This window comes from Streptomyces sp. NPDC001714 (assembly GCF_042892755.1).
Taxonomy (GTDB): domain Bacteria; phylum Actinomycetota; class Actinomycetes; order Streptomycetales; family Streptomycetaceae; genus Streptomyces.
The window spans coordinates 1-18,623 of sequence record NZ_JBIAUL010000043.1 but is presented as its reverse complement, the minus strand read 5'-3'; the positions used below and the strand labels follow the sequence as shown (position 1 = coordinate 18,623).

Genomic DNA, 18,623 nt, shown 5'->3' with positions numbered 1-18,623 from the left:
CCCGCGCAACAGGAGTCCCGATGACGACAGACGAGGGCCGGACGGCTCGCCCGCGGACCCGGCAGCTTGCTCCCTGGCAGGCGTTCTGCCTCCAAGCCTCGGTCGTGGTCTTCTTCCTCGCCGGGGCGAGCGCTCCCACCCCGCTGTATGCCACCTACCAGCGGCAGTGGCACTTCTCGCCGATCACCACCACGGTGATCTTCGGTGTGTACGCCGTGGTGCGGGTGAGCTGGACCGTGCCCGCGCAGGCGCACGCTCCGCTCGTGAGGGCCGCCGCGGTGGTAGTAGCCGTCTGGGCGCTGGCCGGGTTCTACGGCTCTCTGGGCCCTGCGCTGGTCCATCGCGTCATCCCCGGACAGGGTGCGCTGCTGGGCGGACTTGCCCTGTCCACGCTGACGGCCTGCGGTGCCCTGACCGTCCTCGTGCTGCGCAACGCCCCTCCGCGCACCACCATGCGGGTGGGGGCGCTGGCTCTCATCGTCGGAGTGGGGGCCACCCTGGTGTCCGTCACGCTCGGCGCCGCCGGTCTGTTCTTCGTCGGCACGGCGATCGCCGGTGTCGGGTTCGGAGCCGGTTTCCAGGGCGGCATCCGCACGGTCGTGCCACTTGCCGAACCACAGCAGCGGTCGGGCCTGCTGTCCGTCATGTATCTGATCTCCTACCTCGGCTTCGGCCTGCCGACGATCATTACTGGACTACTCGTTGTGTACGGCGGTGGCGTGGAAAGAGCCGCCTACGAGTACGGCGCGGCAGTCATGCTCCTCGCCTCACTCGCCTTCGCCGGCACTCTCGGGCGCTGGTCCGGCCGGATCCCGGCCAGCCAAGAGGTTCCCTCTGCTACTCCGAGCGGCCCCGCTGTGGACGTATGCGCGGACGCCTGCCGCGCCGGTAGCGCGCCCCAGTCTCTTTCTTCCTCGCGCCGCCGCCTTCCGGCCCACACGAAGGACGAACGCCGATGAACCAGTCGACACCTGACACGCCCCCGCGGATCGTCGTGGGCGTCGACGGCTCCCCGTCCTCCAAACAGGCTCTGGCCTGGGGCAGTTACATGACCTCGATGATGGGAGGGGTACTGGAGGTGGCGACCGCCTGGCAGAACCCCCCTTCCTGGACCGGCATAGCCGATGACTGGGATCCCGCCGCCGAGGCAGGCGCCATGTTGTCCGAGTGCTGCGACGAGGTGTTCGGCACCACCCCGCCCAAGGACCTCAAGAAGACTGTTGCTGCGGGCGCCGCCACCGCCGCCCTGCTCGATGTGAGTGTCGGTGCCCGAATGCTTGTCCTCGGCAGCAGGGGGCACGGCGGCTTCACCGGTCTCCTGCTGGGATCAGTCAGTGCTGCCTGCGCCGAGCACGCCCCCTGTCCCACTTTGATCATCCACGGTGACGGCCTCCCGCCGGTTGCCGCGCCCGGCGCGGACCGCACAGTACCAGTGACGGAGACGGCACGATGACCGCAGGCGACGAAGCACACGAGGGCAGGAAGGCGCCTGAGTCCCACCCCTACCGGCACCCTGCCACCGGATGGGGTGCGGCAAAGAGCGTGGGCCAGTTCCTTGCGCGTGAGCGGAGCCTGGACACCGGCCCGCCGGCACGGGCATCCGTGCGTTTCGTGTGGACCTCTGGAGCGGCCGGTGCCCGGATGCCGTCGTCGGCGTGGACTCCGGCCGCTCGCGAAGGTCACCTGAGGCCGAAGGCCCGGTTGATGGTCTGCCGGACACCGCCGCCGCTTCGCTGCTCGGCCGTGACACGGATGGACACGTAGGTCGCCCGGGCCGGGGCGTGGAGCCGGGTCCGCCATGAGCCCTGGTCGTCCTTCAGGACTTGCCGATGCCAGGAGGCGCCGTCGTCATAGGACACCTCCAGTCCGACCGCTGTGACGGCGTCCTTCACGGCGTCGCTTCCGACCACGACGGGGTCGACCGAGAAGTCCGAGGTGCGTGCCGCACGCCCCCTGCCGTCCAGGTCCGTTCCGTAGTCGAGTTGGGCCAGAGGGATGGCTTGGTTGTCGGCGCTGCCGGAGACGAACGTCCACTCCGTGTGCGTGGTCGAGGAGTAGGGGGTCAGGTCGGGGTTTCCCTGCGTGTCGGCGACGAGCCGGTACGGCAGCTTTTGGGGTGCGAGGTCGCCGACTCCGAAGTCGGGCCGCGGGCCGTTCTGCATCAGGAGCCTGTCGCCCTGGTAGAGCGCGAAGCTCCGGGACATCAGGCCCGTGTCACCGCTGTGGGCGGAGCCCCCGTCGCCGAATCCGGCGAGTGTGCCGCCCATGGCGTCTCCGACACGGTGCGGGACCTCGAAGCTGAGCATCCGTGGCCGGGTGATGGGGCCGAACCAGTGCTCGCCGTGGACGCTGCGCGGTCGGTAGCTCGTGATGTCGGTGAAGGTCGACCATCCGTCGATGGACGCGTACTGCTGCCATTTGACGCCGTTTCCGGCGGAGACCCAGTCGGTGCGGTGCCGGGCGGCCACCGGTTCCCGCGGGAACGGAGGAACGCGCGTTCCCCCGTACACGGAGTAGGGGTAGGCGGCAGGCCAGTATTCGTACGACGGGCTGTCTTCCCGGCTCTCGAGGATCTGCTTGCCGGCGGGCGCGGAGAAGGTGTTGTCGATGCGGGCCAGGCTGCCGGGGTCCGTGTCCGGCGAGGGGTCCTGCGGCACTCCTCCCCGATGGTAGTCGGCCAGGTCGTACAGGTACGCCGGTGCGGGATGGGCTTCGACTGCCAGACCGGCCCCCCTCTTTCCGGTGGCTGTGAGGGTGCGGATCAAGCGTTCTCCGTCGTCCTGGGCGACCGAGGCGACCGGGAGGGGGCCGGTTGTCCTCTGGTCCGGATCGCCGTACCAGTCGTACCCACGGCCGTCGCCCTCGTTGACGACGAGGAGCATGGCCGCCGACGCCGCATGCGCCGCGGCCGCCTGGTCTGCCGGCGTCACCTCGTCACTGCGGCGGACGACGACGGCTTTGCCGCGGGCGTGCAGGCCGGTGTAGTCGACGGGCGCGCCGTTGCCGGCGAAGACCGCGTCCACGTGGGTGGAGCCGTCGTGGAACGACGCGGATCCCGGCTGAACCAGCAATGCGTCATCCAGGCGGTGCCCGTCGTAGGTGATGGTCAGCGGCGTCTGCTTGGCGCGGATCCGGGTGGTGAAGACGAAGCAGCCCTGGGTCACCTCGCCCTTGCTGGGAAGCGCCCAGAGGCTGTCGTACGCGGGTGAGGGCATGAGGATCTCGTGCAGCGCCCGGTCGTCGACGGGCGTCGGCAGGCTGGAGGTGAAGGAACGGTAGAGGTCGATCCTGGCGGTGGTGACCGAAGTCGGCTTGGGCGTGGCCACCTTGATCCGGCGGATGCGTGACGCGTCCAGGTCGATGTTCGTGTCGGACGTCAGCTTCAGCTCGGGAGCGGCGAGTACGGCGTATCCCAGGGAGTGCGGTCCGTTGCGGCCCGTCACGTCCAAGGTGGAGACGACGGTGTAGGTGCCGGGGGCCCAGCGGCTGGTGAGAGTGCCGTTCGGGACCCACATGATCGTGGTCTTCCCGTCGGCTCCCGTGATCTCGACCTCGCCGCTGACGGGCTTGCCCGCCCGGTCCTTGAGGTGAACCGTCAGACCGTACTTCTCGGACTCGACGGACAGACCCGCGGCGGTGTGCACGGCGCCGGTCGCGAAGCCGGCGGTGATCTGGGCGGCGTACTGTCCCGGCCGCAGCCCCCGGGGATCTGCCACGAGGGTCACCGTCGAGGTTCCGCGCGCCGGCACGGTGACCCGGTCGGCCGCGAGGGTGAACACCCCTGCGGGCGCGTCTCCGCGGTCCACCTGGAGGCGCAGGGTGACCGGGTGCCCGGTCGTGTTGGTGTAGGTGATCTGCCGCTTCACCGGCTTCGGCTTCCGGTCCTTCGACCAGGGGACGAGCCCTGCGTCGACAGACCCGCTCGCGACGATCTGGTCCTGAAGGTACGCGGCGCCCACGTCGAGTCGGCCGGTGCCGGCCTGGTAGGGGCTGTAGCCGGGGGTTCGGGCGCTGGTGCTCATCAGGGCGTCTTTGATCTGCCGGCCGGTCCAGGTCGGATGCTTCTGGGCCAGCAGCACCGCTGCCCCGGCGACATGCGGAGCGGCCATCGAAGTGCCGCTGTCCGTACGGTAGTAGCCCTCGCCCGAGCTCATCAGCTGCGAGCGGGCGGCCAGCACGTCCACCCCCGGAGCGGTGAGGTCGGGCTTGAGAGCGTCGTCGTTCATCCGCGGTCCCGCGCTGGAGAAGTCCGCGAGGTGGTCGGTGGAGTCCACCGCGCCGACGGTGAGGGCGGCGTCCGCCGTTCCCGGTGCGCTGACGCTGTACGGGTTGTTCCCGGAGTTGCCCGCGGCGATGACGAAGAGGGCGCCGGTCTCCGCACTGAGCTGGTTGACCGCTTGACTCAGCGGGTCGTCCTGGGTGTGCCACGCCGGCGTGCCCAGGCTCATGTTGATGACCTTGGCGTGCTCGGTCCGTGCCGCCCACTCCATGCCGGCGATGATGCCGGATATGGGGCCCGATCCGCTGTCGTCCAGGACCTTGCCGACTATCAGGTCTGCGCCGGGGGCGACTCCGCGCTCCTTTCCGCCGGAGGCGGCTCCCGTTCCGGCCACCGTGGACGCGGTGTGCGTCCCATGTCCGTTGCGGTCGGCGACGTCCTCTCCCTCGACGAAACTACGAGCCCCCACAATGCGGTCGGCCAGATCCGGATGTGTGGCGTCCACACCCGAGTCGAGCACCGCCACCCGGACGCCCGCGCCGGTCGCCCCCGCTTTCCACGCCGCGGGAGCGCCTATCTGCGTCGTGGTGTCCGCAAGGTCCGCCCGCGCCCTGCCGTCGAGCCACACCTTGTCGACACCCGCCGCGAAGGAGGGTCCCGTCGTTCCGCCGGAAGCCGCGTCGGTCCTCCCCGCCGTCCGCAGGGCGGCCCGTCCGCCGTCGCCGGTCAGGGCGTCCCAGAAGACGGGTGTCGTCGACCGCCGAGCCTCGACGGCCTCTGCGTGGACGGACGGGAGAGCCAGGGTCGTTCTCGCTCCCGGCAGCGGACCGTCGGACCGCAGCCGCCCGCCGGGGGCACCGCTCCCGGCCGGAGAGTGCGTGACGATCAACGGGAGGGAGCTCATATGGGCGTCGTCGTAACCCTGGGCCGTCAACTGGGTGATGTCGAAGAGCTGCTTGTCGAGCCGTCCCGCCGCGATGTAGGGCATGGCGCTGTCGGGATACACGAAGGTGTCCCGGCCCTCGACCACGACGCGCGCCGAGGCGTCCGCTTTGGTTACACCTTTGATGTCGTCCACCGACACCGATCCGTCAGGCTCCTGAATCGCCGTCACCCTGTCGCCGGTGATCAGTGTCACCGTGACCGGCAGGCCCCGCGCTCCGGGGGACCTGTCGCCCACGGCTTGCGGGGCCGGACGAGGAGTCGCTCCGTGGGCCGTCCCGGGGGCGGTCAGCGCGGCGGCGAGGACTGCCGCTGCCAAACCACCCGATCTTCGCGCGAACAGAGAATGCACACTCACTCCTGGATCACTGAGGGACCGAATCTGATCATCGGCACAAGGAAAGTAGAAATTGAAATCTGAACTGCCTGCCTGCCATGTGTGCGGACACTCGCAGGGCCGAGGCTGCCTACGGCAGCTGGACCAGAGCAGTTGGGGACGACGCGGCAGCCGCCGAATCGGGCATCGTCACGGACGCGCCCGAGAAACCGGTCCCCGTCCAGGAACGGAGGGGGAGTCATGACCTGCCTGCGTCCGGCGGCTGCCACGTGTCCGCCATGACGTCAGACACGTGGCCGCCGGTACGGCGGGACTACGCGGGCGCGGGCACCGGTGTGCGTCTCGGGCCGGGGCGGGGCCGTACTCCTGCCCCGGCGTGTCCTGGAAGCGGCGTCGTCCGCTCGAAGGGCGAGGGCCCGCCGGGGGTTTCGGGACTCGCCCGGGCTTGGACATCAGTAGGAGAACTGCTCCAGCCCCGTGCCCCAGCCGTTCAGGACCCACCCCGTGCGGGTGTGCGGATCCAGGAAGAGTCCCTGGCGGCCGGTGAACTCGAAGTTGGAGCCGGCGATGGTGGAGTTCACGAGGTTGGCCACCGCGTGGCGTGCCAGCACCTCGCCGGTCGCCGGGTTCAGCACGGTGATCTCGCTCATGGCGTTGTTGTCTGTCTCGACTCCGCTCTCGTAGAGGCTCGCCTCCACGGCGATTTGGTGGGTGGTGTCCAGGGTCGGCCAGACCGGGCCGTGGGTGCCGGTGTCGACCGTGGTGGACGGGGTGAGTGTCTTCTGGTCGGCGGTCAGCCAGGTGCTGGTGGGGAAATCACCACCCTCGGGATTGGGCTGGGCGGCGCCGACGCCTGCGTAGACCTTGTCGCCCTTGCCGTCGGGCAGCAACGCCGAGACGCACTGCGGCAGCGAGGCGACGGGGGTGACGGTGCCGGTGCTGAAGTCCGCGCCGACCGCGCCGTAGGAGACGCGGCCGCCCAGGCACGGGCCCATCGTTCCGGCGGTGGCGACGAACACCTCGCCGGTGGAGGCGTCCACCGAAACGTTGTTGTAGGAGCGGTACAGGTTGTTCGGGTTGAGCGCCAGCGACTTACCGACCTGTCCGGTACTCATGTCGACCGGCCAGACCCGGCTGAGGCCGCTGTCCGGCTCGTAGGTGGTGACCAGGCCGCGATGGCGGGCCGTGTCGACGGTGCCGCCCTCAAGGTAGGCGGTGCCGCTGATCAGGTCGGAGAGAGCGGTGACCTTCACCGGGGCGCCGGTCGCGGGGTTCTCCACGTCGATCCTGGCGTTCGAACCGGCGAACGGGGTGTGGATGATCAGGGCGTGGCCGCTGGCCGGGTCGGTACCGAGCACCTCCTGCATCGTCTGCCCGTCGGTGGACTCGGCGAAGGAGTCACCGGCGGTGCCGGTGGTGAGGTCGTAGCCGGTGGTGGCTGAACGGTCCAGGTGGTACACCTCGTCGCCGCCCGTCAGGGTGAAGGTGTCGGTGGAGACCAGCGCCTTGCCGCCGGAGACGGTGAAGCTCTCCACGGTGCCGGGGACCTGGTCGCCGTCGCGGTACTGCAGGAAGGACGTCGGGGACGCCTGGCCGATCGGCGAGCCGTGCCGGGTGGCGAGCACCCGCACCGGGTACTGCAGCCCGGTCGGCAGTTTGAGCGCCGACAGGTCCAGTACGGTGTGGCCCTTCACCGCGGGCAGCCTGACGGTGAGCGTGGACGGGTGGTTGAAGCCGTCGTCGTCGCGGTGGCTGCCGTTCTGGTTGGTGACCGTGTTCAGCGAGCCGTAGAGCGTGGGGCCGGGCGACATCACCTCGAACTCGGCGCCGTCCGCGCCGTGTACACCGGTCGCGTCCCAGTTCACGGTCACTCTCGGCGCGCTACGGGCGGTGTCGGCGGCGTGCGCACGGGTGTGGCCGTCCGTGGTCAGCAGCGGGGCGTCGGGCCGTTCGTCGGCGGCGGGCCCGATGCGCAGGGCGCGGAAGTCGCCGTAGATTGGGAGCACTCCGTAGAGATCGGCCTGCCGGATGCCGACGCCGTAGAGTCCGGCGCCGCCCGCAGCGAAGGCGGAGGCGGGGATCGTCACGGTGCCCCTGGTCCGGGTGAGCGGCGCGGACCACTGGACGTTGAAGTCGTCCACCGCAGCGCTGGGGGAGTAGTGGCCGACGGAGGAGAGCACCAGGCGCGGGCTGTCCGCGCCGCGGAGGCCGGTGAGGTCATAGGAGACGGTGACGGACCGGCCGAGCGGGGCAGTTCCGGGGGCCGCCGGGGCGAGCGCCTGGGCGTAGGTGCCGTCGCCGGCGAGGAAGGTCAGACGCTGCGAGAGTTCGCCGGCCACCTTGCCGCCCCGCAGCGCCTGGAAGGTGACGGGCACGCTGCGGGGGGTGTCGGAGGCGAGCGGCAGCCCGGCGGCGCCCAGCACCTGGGCGGGTGTGAGGCGCAGGCTTGGCGTCCTTGCGGTGAACACGCCCTTGTCGCCGACCCTGACCCGGTAGGTCAGGCCACTGAGGTCGCCGGTCATGTCCAGGCCGAGGGTGATCGGCGAGACGGCGTTCTGGCCGGTCGGCGTCCCGTTGCCGTCCGCGGGCCCTGCCAGGTCGATCGCCGTGGGGTCGGTGGACTCGGTGAAGGCGGTGCCGTACTGCGTGGGCAGCAGCTGCCGCTGGGCCACCGAGAGCCGCACGGGCCGGGGCGCGATGCGGTAGGTCTTGGCGAGGACCCTTTCCACGGCGCGGGTCACGTCGAGCTGGGTTCCCACGGTGAGCGGCTGATCGGCCTGCGGGGGCTGTGCGATGGAGTTGCCCGTGGAGACGAGCAGGTCGCGGACCTGGCGCGGGGTCAGGCTCTGGTGGGTGGCCTTGGCGGCCTGGAGCACGTCGGCCACGGCGGCGGCGATCTCAGGGGCTGAGGCAGAGGTGCCGCCGTTCAGGACGACCTCCACATCCTGCGCCTTGCAGGGGCTGGAAGTGCAGACGTGCATGAGGGACGGCAGGTTGTCACCGGGAGCGGCGAGGTCGATGCGGGTGCCGAAACCGGACGAGTAGGCGGCCGAACCGTTGTAGCGGGTCGTCGGGTAGACGCCCTGCCGGGTGTCGGCGGAGCTCAGTGTGTCGTCGGTGGTGGTGGCACCGGCTGCGATGACGCCGCTGTCGACCACCTTCGAGGGCGTGGTGGTGGGCTCCACGTCGTCGATGTCGGTCTGGGCGCTCGCCTTGGTGGTGGTGTCGGTGGGGGTGCTGCCGCCGTCGGGGCCCACGGAGACGGGCAGGGCGAGCCGGGTGCCGTCGTTGGAGGAGACGACCACGGCGATGCCGGACTTCACGATGGAGGCCAGGGTGGCCCGGATCGTCGGGTCGTCCTCCAGGTAGCGGCCGGGGAAGCCGATCTGCTCGTCGGTGCCGAAGCCGAGGCTGGCGGTGATGACGTCCGGCCGGGGCTTCTGGTTCGCGGCGGCCTTCAGCGCGGCGGTGATGCCCTCGTAGCTGGCCTCCTGCGGCACGACGAGACGGTACTGGGCGCCGGGGGCTATGCCGAGCAGGTCGGTGGCGCCGCTGCCGGTGGCGCCGGGGCGCTGCCGGTCGTGCGGGAGCGGGGCCATCATCGAGAAGTCGAGGAGCACCTCGCCGAGGTTCGGATCCTGCCCCTCGGTCGAGCCGAGGGGGTCCAGCTTGCCGTCGTTGTCAGCCGTGTAGGTGGGGATGAGCGGCATCGACGGCTCGTCGAGGTAGCGCCGGCCGTTCTTGACGACGGTGGTGGGACCGTACACCCGTACGTAGTCGTCACCGCCGTCGGCCATCGACTGGTCGGTGAGGTCGCCGATGGAGACGTTGGTGACGATCTGTCCGGCGCCGGGCAGGGCGTGCAGGTAGGCGGCCGCGTCAGCGAAGGCGCCGGCGGCATCCACGCCTTGGGCGTTGAGGTAGGACTGGAAGGACGTACTGAGGCCGTCGTTGCCGGGCAGGCCGGTGGCCGGGCCGGGCTGGGGAGCCCTGCGGGCGTCCTGCCGCAGCGCCGCCTTCGCCGCGGCGGGCAGCTTCACGGGGCCGGTGTTCATCGGCTGTAGGGGTGCCTGCTGCGCGGCGGCGCCCTGCTTCGTGCCGAGGGTGTAGGAGGCACCGCGGGCGGCCTCGGCACGGGCGGTGAGCGCGGTGGTGGAGGGGGTGATCGTGGCCCCGAGTCCGGTGCGGCCGGCCGAGCGCGGCACCGGGAAGGCGCGGGTGCGGCCCTGCGGGTCGGTGAGGGTGCCGGTGCCGTCGTCGGCCCAGACCACCTTCGAGCCGTCCGCGAGCGTCAGGCTGTGCTGCGCGGGCGCGGCCGGTGCGGGGTCGCCGGCGGGCGCGGCCACGGCTGGGCCGGCCGCCACCAAAGGGACCAGCAGGGCCAGCGCGGCGGCTGCCTGTCTTACGTGTCGGTGCATCAACATGCTCCTTGCGCGCGGGGACTTCGGGGCGGCGCGGGTGCAGAGAGTTGCTGATCACCTTGGGACGGGTGTGCCGACGGGGACAAGGAAATGCCGGTGCGGTTGAGCGCAGTTGCACTTTGGCGCGACGCGGCCGCTGTGTGCCGGACGGTAGTTGGCCCAGAAATGGTGTGGTTGGGGCAGGTTTACGGACCCGGTCATGACGGCATGGGAACGCTCCCTCGCCGGCCTGGAGCGCGCGGTACGGGGTTAGGATCACTCCACTTCCACCGGTGAACGACAGCAGGGGCCGCCCGATGGCCGCGGAGCCGCAGATCCCGCAGGTCCCCTGGAGTGGCCTGGGGTTGCCGCCGCTGGCCGGGCGGGTCCTGGAGTACCTGGTCGCGCATCCGGAGGCGGCTCCCGCCGAGGTGGCGGCGGCCCTGGGCGCGTCGACGTCCGATGCCGCCCAGGCCCTTCGGCTGCTGGAGGCCGAACTGCTCGCCGTCCGCGTCAGTGGACACGCGGACCGCTGGAGCGCCAGCCCGCCACGCCCGGCCCTCGGCAGCCTCCTGGCCCGCCGCCGCGAGGAGCTGGCGAGTCTGGAGACCCACGCCGAGCTGTTGCACGAGATGCACATCTCGGTGACCAACCACCGTTTCGCGTCTGACCAGTTCGAGATCCTCGACACCGAGGAACGGGTCACCGCTCGCTACGCCCATCAGCTGAGAGCGGCGCGGCAGGAGGTGCTGCACCTGGTGATGCCGCCGTACGTGGCGGCGGTCGACGGGGTGTCGGACAGGCTGGCAATACAGGCGGCGGCGATCCGCACGGGGGTCCGCTTCCGGTCGGTGTACGACAGCGACACCCTCACCGACGAGATATCGCTGGAGACCGTGCGGCGCGGCGTGGAGATCGGTGGCGAGGTGCGACTGTCCAGCGGCCTGCCGATGAAGCTGGTGATCTTCGACGGCACCACCGCGATCATGCCCCTGCGGCGGGACGACGCGGCGGCCGGCTCACTGCTGGTGCACTCCCCGACGTTGCTGCACGTGCTGGCAGCGCTGTTCGAGAGCCTGTGGGCGCACGGGGTGCCCTGGAGACAGGAGGGACGCCCAGTGCCGCCGGCGCCCGCCTCCGACACGCCGAACCCGCGGGCACGCGAGGTCCTGCGACTGCTCTCGCTCGGCATGAAGCAGGATTCGATCGCCCGCACGCTGGGGGTGAGCCGGCGCACCGTACAGAAGGACATCAGCGACATCGGAACGGCGTTGGGTGCGCGCAACCACTTCCAGATCGCGCTCCTCGCCCAGGAGCGCGGCTGGCTGACTTCTCGCCGGTGACCTTAGACCCTTGTGGAGCCGCCCGTTCGGGCAGCCGGGGAGGTGGACGTCTCCGTGAACGTCCCGCCGGTTCTGCGCTCAGCGATCCGGTTCGACGATCGGGAACGAAGCGGCCAGGTCGTTCGCCGAGGCGGCGCGGGTTGTACGACCGTGGGGTCGTCCCGCCAGCCGGAGCGGCGAACTCAGCCTGCCCGAGCCGCACCACTTCGTACGCTGGGAGTGGCATGACCTGCACACCCTGCCCACCCTCGGGAAGATCTTCGCGCCCTCCGCGCACGCACTGGCCGCAGTGTGGCCAGGAGCGCTGACCGGCCTGCCGCCCGTCCACTCCTCCCCGTGCGCCGACACCGCCCCCCCGGGTGCCCGGTGAACCGCCGGAGGCCGTACGGCTGTGGGCACGGATGGCCGACACCGTGATCGACAAAGGCTGGGCGCCTTCCCCGCGGGTCCAGGCCACGCTGCGCCAGGTACCCCGGCACCGGTTCATGCCCCAGGCCTCCTTGGAGACGGCCTACCACGACGACGTATCCGCGGTGACCGTCCGGGAAGCCGACACGTCGGCAGTAAGCTCAGTGTCAGCCGCCTGGCTACAGGCCGACATGATCGAACAGCTTCAGCTGGAGCCGGGCATGACCGTGCTCGAAGTCGGCTCCGGCTGGTGAAACGCGGAACTCCTCGCGCACGTCCTCGGACCGCACGGCCGCGTGATCACCGTCGATCTCGACCCGTACGTCGTCCACCGCACCACGCGGCTGTGCGCGGAAGCCGGCGGCGGCCAGGTCATCTCCGTCCTGGGCGACGGCTGCCTCGGCGCGCCCGCCCGTGTCCCGGCCGGCGGCTTCGACGGCATTGTGATCAGACACAACACCGCGGACATCACCCCGGCCTGGCGGGAGCAACTCGCCGACGGAGCCCGGCTGGTCGTACCGCTTCGCGAAAGGGCCCGCGTTCCGGAGGTGCCATCACCAGTAGATAGGCAGCGAGAACAGCAAACCGTGCAGCGGGTCGCAGAACTGATCCCTGTGCACCATGTCACCTCACCAGAGGCGTATTCCAACACGACTCGCCGTCCCGCGCTCTGCTTCAATGCAGGGCAAAATTCAACAAGGGCCATGCAGGGCCCGCCGCTTCACGAGATCTTTGGCGAGAGCAGTGGGGTGTGCGCGGCTTCCGTATGCCCGCCCTGCTGCCTGGCCGTGCGCGGCCCGAGTGTCACCGGTTCGGCGCGGGGGTGACGGTGAACAGGTCGCCGGGCCGGCAGTCGAGGGCTTCGCAGATCCGGGTGAGAGTGGAGAAGCGGATGGCCCTGGCCCGGTTGTTCTTGAGGATCGAGAGGTTCACGACCGTCACGCCCACGCGAGCGGCGAGGTCGGTCAGGGTCATCTCGCGTTCGGCGAGCAGCGCGTCGAGGTGGCAGACCACCTTGTGCGGTTCTTCTGCAGCATCGGATGCCATGTCAGACGAGCCCCTCGACGTCCCGGGCCAGCTCACCGCCGCGGTGGAAGGCTTCCGCGAACGCCAGCACCAGGAGTGGCAGCAGGAGGTTCCCGATCACCGAGCCGATGAGGTCCACAGTTGGGGCCACGACCGGGCTGTCCGGCCCGGCCAGACCCGTGCGGTGCAGGACGAGGCTCGCGGCTGCCCAGGTCAGGACCCCCGGGACCACTCCGGCCACCCAGATCGCTCCGGCCAGGCCGGCGATCCGTCTGGGGTTGCGGGATTCGAAGGGTCGCCCGGCCGCGATCGACAGCAGGATCCGGTGGAGCAGGAACGCACCGACGCCGACGCACACGGTGATCACCGCGGTGCCGCCGCGCGCCAGGATCTGCTCGGGCACGGTGGAGCCCCAGGATCTCAGAGTGACTGTGGGCAGGTCGGCGTCCAGCCAGGTGGCGCCCCGGGCGCCCGGTACATCGAGGTGCAGGGTGTGGCCGGTGGGGTCGCCATCGTACTGGCGTAGAGCGTGCTGCGTTTCGCGTCCTGCCAGGCCTTCCGCCTGTGCGGCGGTGATGTCATGGTCGGGCAGGGGGATCTTGAGGCGGTCCACTGCTCGGACATGTACGCTCACGCCGACGTCAGCACCGGCCTGGGTGGCTCCATTGATGTCGTAGACGATGCCGTACAGCGGTGCTGCGATCGCCAGGAAGAGCATCAGGACGGCGAGTTTGTCAGGGAGTCGCCTAGCGCGGGCGATCGGTTCGGCGGGGCCGGTCACAAGCGACTCCAAAGCATCCTCACATTCGCGAGCGTGTGCGTGCATTCAGGCCCGCACGCCATCGAAAATCGATACTATCGATATTCGATATGGTTGCACAAGGGCCTGGAGGGCCGCGCCTGGTGCCGTACGGCGGTCACGGGGCGAGCCCGAGCGGGCCGAGGGAAGATCGAACTCCTCACGCGGTACTGACGCACGAGCGCCCTCCCGGGCCGTCCTCGGGCCGTGGAAGGGCGCTCAACGATGACCAACGCCGACAACTGCCGACCGCTCAGCGGCCTCCAACGCGGAGCCAGAGGCGAGGGAGCCCTCGAAGTGGCTTCCGCACTGGCGGTTCCTTCCCGAGACGGCGCCTTTTGCGAGACTGGCCGGCGGCCCACGCGGCGGCGATCGCCTGGCAGGCCGTGAAGGCGGGGGACCCGCTGTTTCAGCAGCAGAAGCATCCGCAGTACGGCGATGTCGACGGCGTGCCCTTCGAGGGCGTGTCCTCGCTGACGAGCGCGGCACCACCATCACGGAGTTGCTGGAAGAACTCGGGTGCGGCGTAGGCCCGGGCGGGCCGCCGGAGCGGGCCACCGGTTCGGTCCGGCGGCCAAGACCGCACGGTGGCTGGGCGCATGTCGAGGCTCTGCCCGATCTGGGAGTCGCTGTGGGGTCAGCGCGTACTCGACGCGCGGGGGGCTCTCCGCGTAGGTCGTGCGGGTGACGATGCCGTGCCGCTCGCGGGCTGTTGAGGCGGCCCGTGAGCTTGGTGGTGGCCCCACGGCGCCATGGACCGCGCCGCCGCCGCGTGCGCCGCAGCACGCGACAGCGTTATGCGCTGGGGTCGGCCGTGAGCTGGTCCATGATGTCGGCCCGGTTGCAGTGGGCCTGCTTCTCGATGATCTTCCCGTCCTTGATCGTGGACAGGTTCATGGAGAACGCGCGTGTGCTCCGCGCGGGGGGATTCCGCGGAAGTCGCCGCCCTGGGCGCCCTCGACCACGGCGCAGGCGCCGACCCTGTCGCCTTCGGCGACGGTGTCGATCATCGTCACCCGGACGCCGGGGAAGGCGTCGACGTGCTTCTTCTCCGCCTCGATGAACCCCCCTCCTCAAGGGCCTGGTAGAAGCGGCGCACGAGCTGCGTGCGGGTCTCGGTGGACATATGGTCGGCCATTTCTGTCGTAACGGGCGGTGCCGTGAAGCGCCGCGCAGATGGTCGCACGCCGGTTGGAGCGTAGGGTGCCGCGAGCCCCGACCGGCGTGAGGTTGTGGTGTGCGGACGAAGGTCTGCGCTCAGGCGTTCTTGAGCCAGTCCTGGTCGAGGCGGTCGGTCAAGTCGGCGGCGGCGAAGGCGGCCTCCAGCTCCTTGCGGCCCTCGGTGTAGTGCGCCCAGCTGTCGTGGTGGACGGGGACGACGCGGCGGGCACCGAGGATCTGGGCGGCCTCGGCGGCCTGGGCGCTGTCCAGGACGACCGGCCGACCGTCGAAGAGCACGGGGAAGCAGGGCGCGCCGGCGAACAGGAGGGCGGTGTCCACCGGGGCGAAGCGCTCGGCGATCTCCCTGACCGCGTCGAGCGAGGCGTTGTCGCCGCTGACGTAGACCGACGGCAGCCCCTCACCCGTCAGCACGAAGCCGACGACCTGGCCGGCGAACGGCTCGACCTCCTCACGCCGCCCGGGGCCGTGGATGGCGGGCACGCCGGTGACGGTGATGGTGCCGCCGCCCGGACGCTGCAGGTCGACCGACTCCCAGTCGGCCAGGCCCGTGGCCTTCGCCCCGAGGCGCTCGCCGCCGCCGGGGGTGGTGAGGGTGAGGGGGACGTCGGCGAGCAGGGCGCGGCCGGAGATGTCGAGGTTGTCGGCGTGCTCGTCGTGCGAGAGCAGGACCACGTCGACGGGGCCGACCTCGTCGGGCGTGATGGCGGAGCCGGCGGTCTTGGTCAGGGTCGGGGCGCCGGGGGTGGCGTAGTCGCGGGGGCCGTCGAAGGTCGGGTCGGTCAGAAAGTGCAGGCCGCCGTACTCGAACAGGGCGGTGGGGCCGCCGAAGGTGCGGACCGGGAACTGCTGGGCGTCGTGCTGGGACATGCCGTCTCCTCGTTTGCTCGCGAAAAATTTGCTCCTTTCCGTGATCCCACGGTAGGCAGGCCTCACGGAAAACTGCAAGCGCTACCATGAGAGGCGTGAACGAGACCCCGCCCGCCGACATCGCAAAGACGGCCCTGCCTCCGGCCCCGGGCGCCGAGCGGTACCGGTCCCTGGACTTCGCCGACACCACGGCGACCCTGCCCGCGGGCCAGGGCTACGACCTGCTCGCCGCACCCGAGTCCGCCATGCACTGGCTCACCGCACACGACCTGACCACCCCGGACGTCCAGCTGTACGAGGTGTGCGCCCAGCGGATGCGCACCCTGCGCGGACACATCCGAGCCCTGTTCACTGCGCGCGTCGACGCCACCACCCCGCCCGAGGAATCCCTGCACGCGGTGAACGAAGCCCTGACCGCTGTACCGACCGCACCCCTGCTCGCCTGGGACGGCGCCCAGGGGCTGCGCCGCATCCACGCCCACCCCACCGACCAGGCCGTCAACCACGCGCTCGCGACCCTGGCCGCCGACGCCGCGGACCTGCTCACCGGCCCGGACGCCGGCCTCCTCGCCGCGTGCGGCTCCGCCCCCTGCGACCGGTTCCTCCTGCGCACACACGGCCGGCGCCTCTGGTGCTCCACCCGCTGCGGAGACCGGGCCCGCGCCGCCCGCGCCTACGCGCGCCGCAGCAGCGGAGCGGATTGACCCCTCTCGGCGAAGGGTTGCGTGGCCGCAGCCACCCGCGGCGGCCTCACCGGCGCGGTGGTCCACAGTGGTCACGGGCTGCAGTACGGATCAAAGGAGTACGCGCAGCTGTGTCGCGATCTGGGCGTCACACGCTCCATGGGGGCCGTCGGGACGAGCGCCGACAACGCCGCCTGCGGGAGCTTCCACGCCGCCCTCAAACGCGAGACCCTGCGCCGCGCCCGGCACTACGGTGACGCCGCCACCTACCGGCGCACCGTCTTTCGGTGGCTGACCCGCTACAACACCCGACGCCGACACTCCGCGAACGGGCAGCTCAGCCCCGTCGCCTGCGAACACCAGCACCAGCCGAGGTCAACTACGCTGACGCCGGCCGCCTGACATTGCGAACGCGTGTCTCGCGAGCGCGTCATGCAGCTCGACCCGGCAGCCCGGACCGCCTGGACCTACGCAGGCGACGGCAGCCAGAGCCCGGAGCGGGGGCCGCGTTGCCCTCCACACACCCTGCCCACGACCACCGGTGGGACCGGACACCGGGGGTGACCTTGCTCGGCGACGCCGCTCACCTCACGGGCCCGAATGGCGAAGGCGCCAACCTGGCCATGTACGACGCCGCCGAACTCGGCCGAGCCATCGCCGCACACTCCGACGACATGAAGACCGCGCTCACTGAGTACGAGCAGGCCATGTTCCCCCGAAGCGCCGCATCCGCCGCTGAGCAACCCGATCTCCACGAGGTCCTGGGCGACGACACACCTCAGAACCTGATGAACAAGTTCGCCGGGAACTGAACGTTCTGACTCCCTGGGTTCAAGATCCTCATGAGCCTTCTACTACCGTTCGAGCTGCGGATGACGACCAAAGGGGTGGCGAGTCCGGCAGCGTAGTGCGCCAGTCCGCCTTTGTGTATTGTCCGGGTTCATGGGTGACCTGGCAGGGCGCTGGCGGGAGTTGAACAAGGCGTACTGGGACGAGCGGGTGCCCATTCATCTGGGCTCTGCCTTCTACGACGGGGAGGGGTTCCGCGCCCGGCCCGATTCGCTGAAGGACTTCGAGACGGCCGAGGTGGGGGATGTCAGGGGCAAGAGCCTGATCCATCTGCAGTGCCACTTCGGCCGGGACACGCTGTCCTGGGCGGCACGAGGAGCGCAGGTCACCGGGCTGGACTTCTCTCCCCCCGCGATCAAAGCGGCCTCACGGCTCGCGACTGAACTCGGTATCAAGGCACGCTTTCTGACCGCGGACGTCTACGACGCGGTCTCGGCGGTCGAGGGGGAGACCTTCGACATTGTCTATGCCAGCTTCGGGGCGCTGAACTGGCTTCCCGACATCAGCCGCTGGGCGTCGGTGGTCGCTGAACTACTCGCTCCCGCTGGGTGCCTGTACCTCGCGGAGTTCCATCCCTTCAGCTACGTCCTCGACGATGAGACCGGAAGCACGGTCACACACGACTACTTCGATGAAGGTCCGGAAGCCTCAGGAGGCCCCGGCACCTACGCCGACGAGGCGGCAGTGACCGAGCACAACGACACCGTCGAGTGGCGGCACAGTCTGTCGACCGTTGTCTCGGCGATCGCCGGAGCTGGACTACGGATCCAGTTCCTCCACGAGCACGACCACACCTTCTACCTCCAACGCCAGTCGCTTGAGAGCCACGACGGCGAGATCTACCGGCATCCTGAAGGCGCTCCGCGGATCCCCCTCACCTATTCGATCCGCGCCCAGAAGGCTTGAACCACTCGATCCAGCGCGGATCGGGTATGCGGGCCCTGTGCCCAGACAGACGTGAAACCTCTGGTAGGCCAGGCCTCTCTCCCAAGATCGTCTGCTGGGCCAGAGGCCTCACCTTGGTCACCTACGCTGCCAGGCTCGACTCCCGCGCCACGTCGTGGAGTACCTGTCCCGTCTGCTGGCCGTCCACCGACGGCGCATCGGCACCCCGCGCGGCAGCCGCGCGTTCGGCCCCTTCCGCCAGGCTGTTCTCGTCCTGCGCTGGTTCCGCGAGCGCGGCTGCGTACACTGCCTGGCCCGAGACGCCGGCATCTCCCAGGCCACGGGCTACCGCTACCTCCACGAAGCATCGACCTCCTCGCACACGGCCCTACGCGGTGGCGTCACCGTCGTTGGAGCAATAGTCAAGAGTTGTGGGTGAGCTGAGTTCAGCTCTCGCTGCGGTGGTTGAGGCCGGTCCTGGCAGTGTTGCGGATCCGCTTGGTCCGGCCGGCTTCGGCGAGGATCTCGACGGCCTCGATGTTCGTCTCGGCGGCGGTCATGAGCTGGAGCCAGTTGGATCCTCCTAGGCCTAAGACGCCGTCTCATTTGGCGTGCTGGGTAGTCTGCACTGTGTGGTGATGGTTGAGCGCATGGTGCCGGACGAGTTGTGGGAACTGTTCCAG

12 protein-coding genes and 3 pseudogenes are annotated in these 18,623 nt (G+C 70.2%); 9 read left to right on the top strand and 6 right to left on the bottom strand.

All coding sequences use genetic code 11. From position 1 onward, the window contains the following. The first annotated feature begins 20 nt into the window (after positions 1–20). Positions 21–959, top strand: coding sequence for a hypothetical protein (locus ACFY0P_RS50425; RefSeq protein WP_388929238.1), 939 nt, complete (start codon positions 21–23; stop codon positions 957–959). Continuing rightward, positions 956–1,453: a universal stress protein gene (locus ACFY0P_RS50420; RefSeq protein WP_388929237.1), complete on the top strand. Its 498-nt coding sequence runs from the start codon at positions 956–958 to the stop codon at positions 1,451–1,453. The genes ACFY0P_RS50425 and ACFY0P_RS50420 overlap by 4 nt, the downstream gene beginning before the upstream one ends. A 226-nt stretch (positions 1,454–1,679) precedes the next feature. Here ACFY0P_RS50420 and ACFY0P_RS50415 read toward each other — a convergent pair whose 3' ends face one another. Next, positions 1,680–5,297, bottom strand: coding sequence for a S8 family serine peptidase (locus tag ACFY0P_RS50415; RefSeq protein ID WP_388929236.1), 3,618 nt, complete (start codon positions 5,295–5,297; stop codon positions 1,680–1,682). A gap of 653 nt (positions 5,298–5,950) precedes the next feature. Continuing rightward, positions 5,951–9,916, bottom strand: a complete 3,966-nt coding sequence (locus ACFY0P_RS50410) for a S8 family serine peptidase (protein WP_388929235.1) — start codon at positions 9,914–9,916, stop codon at positions 5,951–5,953. A gap of 275 nt (positions 9,917–10,191) precedes the next feature. On the opposite strand from ACFY0P_RS50410, the gene ACFY0P_RS50405 reads away from it, so the two are divergent. Continuing rightward, a complete protein-coding gene (locus tag ACFY0P_RS50405; RefSeq protein ID WP_388929234.1) occupies positions 10,192–11,241 on the top strand; it encodes a LuxR C-terminal-related transcriptional regulator in 1,050 nt (349 codons plus the stop codon). Between the two features lie 401 nt (positions 11,242–11,642). Beyond that, positions 11,643–12,476, top strand: a pseudogene (locus ACFY0P_RS50400) (hypothetical protein). Here ACFY0P_RS50400 and ACFY0P_RS50395 read toward each other — a convergent pair. Together ACFY0P_RS50395 and ACFY0P_RS50390 are read right to left on the bottom strand one after the other, a co-directional pair. Then, on the bottom strand, positions 12,454–12,696 hold the full coding sequence (locus tag ACFY0P_RS50395; RefSeq protein WP_388929233.1) for a helix-turn-helix domain-containing protein: 243 nt from the start codon (positions 12,694–12,696) through the stop codon (positions 12,454–12,456). The pseudogene ACFY0P_RS50400 and the gene ACFY0P_RS50395 overlap by 23 nt on opposite strands. A gap of 1 nt (position 12,697) precedes the next feature. Beyond that, entirely contained in the window at positions 12,698–13,456 is a 759-nt protein-coding gene (locus tag ACFY0P_RS50390; protein WP_388929232.1) for a hypothetical protein, read from the bottom strand. Between the two features lie 356 nt (positions 13,457–13,812). On the opposite strand from ACFY0P_RS50390, the gene ACFY0P_RS50385 reads away from it, so the two are divergent. Next, positions 13,813–14,004 (top strand): hypothetical protein, encoded by a 192-nt coding sequence (locus tag ACFY0P_RS50385; protein ID WP_388929231.1) that lies wholly within the window; start codon positions 13,813–13,815, stop codon positions 14,002–14,004. 363 nt (positions 14,005–14,367) lie between these two features. On the opposite strand, the gene ACFY0P_RS50380 is transcribed toward ACFY0P_RS50385, so the two are convergent. Further along, positions 14,368–14,535, bottom strand: coding sequence for an ester cyclase (locus ACFY0P_RS50380; protein ID WP_388929269.1), 168 nt, complete (start codon positions 14,533–14,535; stop codon positions 14,368–14,370). Positions 14,536–14,731: 196 nt separating this feature from the next. After that, a complete protein-coding gene (locus tag ACFY0P_RS50375; protein ID WP_388929230.1) occupies positions 14,732–15,523 on the bottom strand; it encodes an MBL fold metallo-hydrolase in 792 nt (263 codons plus the stop codon). Positions 15,524–15,609: 86 nt separating this feature from the next. On the opposite strand from ACFY0P_RS50375, the gene ACFY0P_RS50370 reads away from it, so the two are divergent. The 4 genes and pseudogenes from ACFY0P_RS50370 to ACFY0P_RS50355 all read left to right on the top strand — a co-directional run bounded on the left by ACFY0P_RS50370 (position 15,610) and on the right by ACFY0P_RS50355 (position 17,961). Then, positions 15,610–16,227, top strand: coding sequence for a CGNR zinc finger domain-containing protein (locus ACFY0P_RS50370; protein ID WP_388929229.1), 618 nt, complete (start codon positions 15,610–15,612; stop codon positions 16,225–16,227). Positions 16,228–16,248: 21 nt separating this feature from the next. Further along, positions 16,249–16,608 (top strand): annotated as a pseudogene (locus tag ACFY0P_RS50365) (transposase); the annotation flags it as partial. Positions 16,609–16,739: 131 nt separating this feature from the next. Next, positions 16,740–17,018, top strand: a pseudogene (locus tag ACFY0P_RS50360) (FAD-dependent oxidoreductase); the annotation flags it as partial. A 130-nt stretch (positions 17,019–17,148) separates the two neighbouring features. Then, positions 17,149–17,961, top strand: coding sequence for a class I SAM-dependent methyltransferase (locus ACFY0P_RS50355; RefSeq protein ID WP_388929228.1), 813 nt, complete (start codon positions 17,149–17,151; stop codon positions 17,959–17,961). The last annotated feature ends 662 nt before the right edge of the window (positions 17,962–18,623 follow it).

Bases quoted from the DNA above. Each gene is read 5' to 3' on its own strand.
- ACFY0P_RS50375 (WP_388929230.1), bottom strand. From the start codon at position 15,523: ATGTCCCAGCACGACGCCCAGCAGTTCCCGGTCCGCACCTTCGGCGGC.
- ACFY0P_RS50355 (WP_388929228.1), top strand. From the start codon at position 17,149: ATGGGTGACCTGGCAGGGCGCTGGCGGGAGTTGAACAAGGCGTACTGG.
- ACFY0P_RS50395 (WP_388929233.1), bottom strand. From the start codon at position 12,696: ATGGCATCCGATGCTGCAGAAGAACCGCACAAGGTGGTCTGCCACCTC.
- ACFY0P_RS50370 (WP_388929229.1), top strand. From the start codon at position 15,610: ATGAGAGGCGTGAACGAGACCCCGCCCGCCGACATCGCAAAGACGGCC.
- ACFY0P_RS50425 (WP_388929238.1), top strand. From the start codon at position 21: ATGACGACAGACGAGGGCCGGACGGCTCGCCCGCGGACCCGGCAGCTT.
- ACFY0P_RS50420 (WP_388929237.1), top strand. From the start codon at position 956: ATGAACCAGTCGACACCTGACACGCCCCCGCGGATCGTCGTGGGCGTC.
- ACFY0P_RS50410 (WP_388929235.1), bottom strand. From the start codon at position 9,916: ATGCACCGACACGTAAGACAGGCAGCCGCCGCGCTGGCCCTGCTGGTC.